This window comes from Salinibacterium sp., from assembly GCF_031364185.1.
Classification (GTDB): domain Bacteria; phylum Actinomycetota; class Actinomycetes; order Actinomycetales; family Microbacteriaceae; genus Rhodoglobus.
Genome location: NZ_JANLVV010000167.1, coordinates 1 through 6,770 on the forward strand (window position 1 = coordinate 1; position 6,770 = coordinate 6,770).

General features: G+C 61.8%; 6 protein-coding genes and 1 pseudogene. All 7 read right to left on the reverse strand.

Annotated features, from left to right (window positions below; genetic code table 11):
• Positions 1-283 (reverse strand): annotated as a pseudogene (locus RMN95_RS07500) (glycosyltransferase); the annotation flags it as partial.
• Between the two features lie 10 nt (positions 284-293).
• A complete protein-coding gene (locus tag RMN95_RS07505; RefSeq protein ID WP_309616315.1) occupies positions 294-1,478 on the reverse strand; it encodes a hypothetical protein in 1,185 nt (394 codons plus the stop codon).
• Complete coding sequence (locus tag RMN95_RS07510) at positions 1,475-2,719, reverse strand: hypothetical protein (protein WP_309616316.1); 1,245 nt, start codon at positions 2,717-2,719, stop codon at positions 1,475-1,477. Before RMN95_RS07510 ends, RMN95_RS07505 begins: the two co-directional genes overlap by 4 nt.
• A complete protein-coding gene (locus RMN95_RS07515) occupies positions 2,716-4,548 on the reverse strand; it encodes an ABC transporter ATP-binding protein (protein WP_309616317.1) in 1,833 nt (610 codons plus the stop codon). The genes RMN95_RS07510 and RMN95_RS07515 overlap by 4 nt, the downstream gene beginning before the upstream one ends.
• A 121-nt stretch (positions 4,549-4,669) precedes the next feature.
• Entirely contained in the window at positions 4,670-5,677 is a 1,008-nt protein-coding gene (locus RMN95_RS07520) for a ketoacyl-ACP synthase III (RefSeq protein ID WP_309616318.1), read from the reverse strand.
• Positions 5,678-5,701: 24 nt separating this feature from the next.
• A complete protein-coding gene (locus RMN95_RS07525; RefSeq protein ID WP_309616319.1) occupies positions 5,702-6,478 on the reverse strand; it encodes an SDR family oxidoreductase in 777 nt (258 codons plus the stop codon).
• Positions 6,465-6,692 (reverse strand): phosphopantetheine-binding protein, encoded by a 228-nt coding sequence (locus tag RMN95_RS07530; RefSeq protein ID WP_309616320.1) that lies wholly within the window; start codon positions 6,690-6,692, stop codon positions 6,465-6,467. Before RMN95_RS07530 ends, RMN95_RS07525 begins: the two co-directional genes overlap by 14 nt.
• Between the last annotated feature and the right edge of the window lie 78 nt (positions 6,693-6,770).

The window sequence follows — 6,770 nt, forward strand, 5'->3', positions numbered from 1 at the left end:
CGACCAAATAGACGTCTGCACGTCGACGCAAGAGAAGCCTGAAGAATAGCGGCACGTCGAAGCTCAGGTACGGGAGATATCCCCGAACGTACCCGCGGCTGTCTCGGAGCACGGGAAATCGATACACATTCATCGAGTCAATTGGTGCCCCTGTAGCCTTTGGCCACTGTGTCGTCACCACGTCGACCTCGTGGCCAGCCGCGGTCAACCGTCGTGCGATGGCGTCGAGTGCGAACGAGGCTGCGGAAGGTTCGGGGAGGTAAATACGGCTCACGATCGTCACACGCACAGGACTACCGGTCCGTGAAGAGGAAGTGGCGCTCGAGGGAAGCCCTCGCGTGGCGCCCATCGTGCAGTCTGCGAACGAACTCGGGACCCCGGGCGGCAACCTCTCGATAGTGCCCGCGGCGTGTGAGCACGTCGCGCAGTACCTCATCAAGCGTGTCAACGGTCGCCTCGACGATGGGGAGGTCGACGCCGGACTCGGTGCGAACCACATCGCGAACCTGTTCAGAGACGTGCGACACAACGAGTCTGCCTGCGGCCATGGACTCGCACGCGCCGACACCGTAGTCGGCGGCACGGAACTGATCGAGCACGATGTCGGCCACAGCATAGAGAGCAGGCATCTGACCCTGCGTAAGGCCGGGCGGCTGGATGTACTCGATGAGCCCCTCGTCGTCGAGACCCCTCATCGCCGGATCGATGAGGAGAGTTCCCTTGGTGATCGGATTTGACGGGATGTGGAGCACTCGAGGGCGCTCCCGTGCGAGAGTCACCTCATCGTTGGCCCAGAACTCCGGATCGATGACTACCGGAAGCAAATGCGCATACGGCACGTCGATCAACAGGCCGGCGGTCGAGACAAAGGTTGGAGCGCCGATATCGGCGAGCATGTCGAGGTTCCTCTGCACTACTCTCTCGATGTGCACGACCGGCGCCCATTCGTCGTCACGGTAGTGCGACCAGGGCTCCAGCTCGCGATGACGACTTGGCAGGCGGATATCGGTTCCGTGGGCAATCATCCCTACCGTGAGACCTCGATCGCGCAGGGCCTGCACCTGCTTGCGGACGTCCTGCCCATACGCGCCGCCGAGCAGCGGCATTTCTGCCTCCACCATGATGTGCGTGTAGCCGGTGACCAGCGTGTTGAGGAACTCCCGTCGCCAGGATCGCGAGTGGGTCATCGTCCTCCACCGTACGGCGAGGTCTGCGGGATATCCGAAAAGGTTATTCTCCGCGCCCACCATGTTGCGGGAGACGACGCCTGGGTTTTGCTCCATGGCACGCCCCCATCGATAGGCCTGTCCGGCGTAGTTGACGGGGCCGATAAAGACCCGGACCGGATGGGACTGGTCGACGCGCGGTGTAAGTGGCACCTGCACGCCCTGCACTCGGTCGATCGTGGCGGCCACAGGATCGCTGACAAAGGCTGGCAAAAGATTCCACGCCTTGGCGATCACGGTATTGTCAATCACAATTCTCCAGCCCCTGCCGACGCGAGCCAACGGTCTGACAGAACTCGCGCGCTCATCCGACCATCGTGCACCGCTGCGACGAACTTCCGCCCCTCTTCCGAAGAAGAGTCGCGCCGAATCTGGTCGTCGGCAAGTGCGCGTAGTACCGCCTCGATGGTCGAGGGATCCGCTTCGATGATCGGAAGGCGGAGCCCGGTGCTCTTCAGAACATGATCACGCACGTGGTCGGTCACGTGACCGACGACTGTGCAGCCTGCGGCCATCGCCTCGCAGGCAGCAACCCCATAGCTTCCCGCGCGGAATTGGTCGAGGAAGATGTCAGTCTGCGCGTACTTGGCAGGCATGGACGCCGAGGGGATGCGCTCGGCCTCCCGGTACTCGATAACACCTTCCTGCTGCAATCGTGTGAGGGTGTCGATGATGAGCGGTGTGCCCTTGTGCACCGAGATCGACGGTGCGTGGAATGCACGCACGGGTCCGTCGGAGCGCTCGCGGACGCCACCCATCTCCCATCGAGCTCGATCGACCACCACCGGACACCACGCACCAGTGGGAACGTCAATAAGGAGGTCGGGGGTGGAGACGAAAACCGGAACTCTGAGGCGTTCTAAGATTCTGCTGTTGCGCTGCGCGACCTGCTCCAGCCTTGGTGTGTATACGGCGGGATCGTTATACAACGACCACGCAGTCGTCTGGACGTGCCGGCTGGGGAGTCGGATCTCGGTGCCGTGACACATCATCGCTACGGACACACCTCGGTCGAGCAGGGCACGAGTTTGACGCTCCACGTCGCGCCCGAACGCGCGCCCGAACGGCGGCTCCAGCGCTTCAATGAGCACATGGGTCGCGTTCGCGGCCACCGCGTCGAATTGGTGCTGCTGCCAGTGTGTGTCGTTTTGGTAGGTCGGCACCGGTACCACGAGATCGGCCTCAAATGAAAAGCCACCGGGCACGTTGATCGCCATCGTCGTCGCGGCGATGTCGGCACACGAGCGCTCAACTGCCTTGCCCCACTCGCGCGCCTGACCGGAGTAATTAACCGGCGCGATCAATAACCTTTTTTGCGCGGTACGGAACGTGCTTGTGGGTACCGACACACCGCGGGGGGTGTGACCATAGCGCAACGCAGCGAGTCGGCCAATGACGCCATTCGGGCGGTCTGCAACCTGGTCGATCGCCCGATTGACCCACGAAGGAAGACCATGACGGTCGGCCAGCCATGTGCGAATGCTGAATGTCATCCTTCGACGGTCGGCTTGTCAAGCACGACGGTGCGCAATCCGGCCTCGGCGGCGAGCCCCGCGAGAGCGACCTGCTCGCCAAATGCGGGAATCGCGAGCGCAACCTCCGAGAACGTGCCAATGCCGAGTATGCGGCCGTCCTCGAGATAACACACGCGATCGTAGTCCTTGATCGTCGAGAGACGGTGTGCGACGGAAATGAGTGTGAGTTCCCCCTGCAGCCCTCGGATAGCCTGCGTCACCTCATCCTCTGTCTTGGTGTCAAGTGAGCTCGTGGCCTCGTCCAGCACCAGCACGAGCGGATCGGAGTACAGAGCTCGAGCGATACCGAGACGCTGCTGCTGACCCCCTGACAGTGACAGTCCGCGCTCGCCGATCTTCGAGTCAATGCCGAACTCGCGGGAGTCGATGAGCTGGGTCAGACGAGCCTTCTCCAGTGCAATACGAACACGGTCACGGTCATAGTCTTCGTCCCAGGTGAGGGCGACGTTCTGGGCGATCGTTCCGTCGAACAGTGCGACGCGTTGGGGCACGTAGCCGACCCGGTCACGCCACGCGCGGATCACTGTGGTGAGCTCGTGGCCATCCACAGCGATCGTTCCATGAGTGGGCACGCTGAGCCCGAGCAGCAGATCGATAAGAGTGGATTTGCCTGCGCCGGAGGGCCCCACGATTCCCAGGGAACTGCCGAGCGGGATTTTAAGAGAAAGACCCTTGAGCACGTTCTCACCGGAGCCCGGGTAGCGAAACTCAAGATGGTCGAGGGTGAGCGTATGTGGGTTGTCGGGGATGGTGCCGGAGTCGGCCCTTACTGCGGTGACCCCGAGGTTGGCTTCGGAGTCGCGCATGTCGTTGATGACGTCGAGGGCGCCGGGGGTCGACGCCGTGGCCTGCACAAGCGCACCCTGAACGCCGTTGAGTGCCGGGATCAGGCGGAAGCCTGTGGCAGCGAAGAGCGCGACCGACGCAATGGCCCCCTGGAGGTCGGAGGTAGCGTATGCAGCGCCGCCGATGAGCAGGAGGCCGCCGATGAGCGCCGCCTCGAAGGCGAATCCGGGGAGGATGCTGAGGAAAGAGCCGTTGCGTCGAGCCCGGATCGCATGGAACCGGTTCTGCGCGACGATGCCAGCGACATTGTCGAGGCGGTTACGCAGACTGAGTTCTTTCAGAGCATCCACCATCTCAGTCATCAGGATGGCCACTCGATAGCTGTAGTCGCGGTTAACCTGACCGGCCTCGAGGGCACGGCGAATGACCAACTTATTCACGAGAAGGGCGACAAGGCCGAGATAGACCATCGCTATCACTGACGTGATTGGGTCGGCGACAAAGAGCACGGCGAGGATCAACACGAAAGTCGTCAACATGCTCGGTACGAGAGCGAGCGGGAGGATGAACCCTGCTACCGCATTTGCAATGCCCGCGTCTGCGATTCTGGTGATCTCGGCCACCGTGCGCTTGGAACGCTGCTCCCAGCTCGAGTGGATATATGCCGAGAATAGTCGTTTGCCGATTTCGAACTCGTATGCGGCGAATCGCTTCGTGGCCACCCAGTGCATGCCAACATTCAGCAGGCTCTTGAGAATGATCAGCAGGCAGGCCGTCAGCACGAGCCATGGTGTGTACTCGGCCGGAATCTTGCCGATCACCGGGAGGTTCGGATCGCCCCCCGTGACCGCGGGCGTGATTACTAAAGCGAGAATGGCCATCGCCGCGACATCCAGGATGGTGAGCAAGCTCGTGACGATCATGTAGCCAACGTAGAAACGCCGTGCTCCCGCAGGGAGGAGCGGCAGGAAGTCACTCAGAGTGGTCCAGATGCGTTTCATCGGGCCGAGCCTATCAATTTCGGGAATGGAACCCGCTGTGGGCGCGGGCTGAGCGGAGACGTACGACATCCGTGTCGTGCGACATTGTTGTTGAGCAGCACTTAGATTAGCGCGGTGACTATCACCAGGTCGCGACGAGACCGCCCCAGGAGAGGCCCACACCGAAACCCAGCATCATGACCCGCATGCCGGGAGCGAGCTCGCCGCGTCGCACAGCTTCAGTGAGCGCGATAGGAATTGTCGACGAGACGGTATTGCCCGATTCCTCCAGGGCCACAAAAAACTTCTCTTTGGGTATTCCAAGCTTCTTGCGCAAGTGCTCGAGCATGAACGCGTTGGCCTGGTGGAAGACGAACAGGTCGATGTCGTCAAAGCCGACGCCGGCCTTGGCCAGGATCTCGTCGACTGACGCAGGGACGATATCGATCGTGAATGAGAAGATTTCGGGCCCGTCCATGAACAGGTCATATCCGCTCTCGGTCAAACCACGAGTGGCCATAGATGCTTTCGGGGCAATGTCCTCGCCCGACCGGAGCCCGCCGTGAGGCACGATGAGGTTCTTGCCTCCAGCGCCGTTAGAGCCGTAGGTGAAGCCGACCAGCGCTTCCGGCCCCTCCGTTGCTTCGACGAGTGTCGCTGCCGCTCCGTCGCCGAAGATCGTGCGCACGGACTTGTCTAACGGATTGATGAACTTGCTGTAGGTGTCTGCGGTGATGACCAGAACATTTTCCACCTGGCCGGATTCGATGAGCCCCTTCGCCAGCCCCAATGCATACACGTAGCCGGAGCAGCCGAGGGTGATGTCGGTCGCGCCAGCTGTGATGGGGATGCCGAGTCCATCTTGAACCAGGCACGCCGTCGTCGGCATGTAAAAATCGGGGCTCTGTGTGCAGACGATGAGGTATTTGATCGATTCCGGGCTGATGTTATGGGCGTCAAAAAGCGCCCTTCCGGCTCCGATGGCCAGGTGAGAGGAGAATTCGTCGTCGCTGGCGATGTGCCTGCGAGAGATCCCAGTCTTCGCTGAGATTTTCTCGACCGTCCACTCGGGGAACTCGGCCGCGAGATCCTCGTTCGTCAGGATCTTCGCTGGGAGGTAACTCTCGACTGCCCGAATTCGCGCCTTCATGGTGTCACTCTAGGCCGGTATAGCCTACTGCGCTGTGTAGCCGCCGTCGATGACCAGAGTCGAACCAGTGACCCATCGAGAAACAGGCGAGATCAGGTACAGGACGGCGGCCGCAACGTCATCGGGGGTGCCGAGCCCCAGCGGATGGGCCGCAACTACACGCTCGAAGCCTGCAGATCCGAGTTCGGCGCGCATGACCTCTGTGAGCGGGGTATCAACGATGCCCGGTGCCACCGAATTCACCCGAATTCCGTCCCGCGCGAGTTCCACTGCCAACGAGCGGCTCAGCGCGGTGATCGCTCCCTTGGTGGCGGAATACAGGCTCGCGGCGGGCTGCCCAGCGAGTGCCGCGACTGAAGAGAGCAGCACAAGACTGGCATCAGCGGTGTGAACGGTCTTGGCACGGAACGCTTTGGACAACATGATTGCCGTTGTGACGTTGAGGGTAAGCAGGGACTCGGCTGCGGCCGGCTTCACGGTTCGCAATGGAGTCACGGAGTGAGCGCCGGCGGAATGCACCAGCGCGTCGAGAGGCCCGAGGTAGTCACGCACGTTCGCTACCATGCCCTGGATGCCCTCCAGGTCGGTGAGATCGAACGGCACCACCAGGTGCCCAGTTCCGTGGAGGTTACCCTCAACTTCGCGCAGCGAGTGCTCGACTCTGCCGACGAGGGCCACCCTCATGCCCTGGCGGCTTGCCTGCAACGCGACAGCCCGGCCGATGCCCGATGACGCCCCCGTGACGAGAGCCGTGCGCCCGCCCAGGCCGAGAAAGTCAGTAACGATCTCAGGCTCCGCCACGCGTTGTCAGCGCGAACAGATCGGCGACCGTCGACGCATTGGCGAGCTCATCGCTCGTCACGGTGATGCCGAAGGTGTCGTCGAGCTCGGCGATGAATGACAGATTAGACATGGAATCCCAGTCGAGATCGTCGAGTAAACTCTCCGCCGTTACCGTATCGGCGTCGACTTCGAGAATTTCTGCGATCAGACGAATGAATTCACTTTGTTCCATGGCCCCATGGTAGGCCAGCGCCAGTCGGGGAGCTCTTGCTACTGCAGGTCTTGCTGGCGTGGGTCGGCGAACTACTGT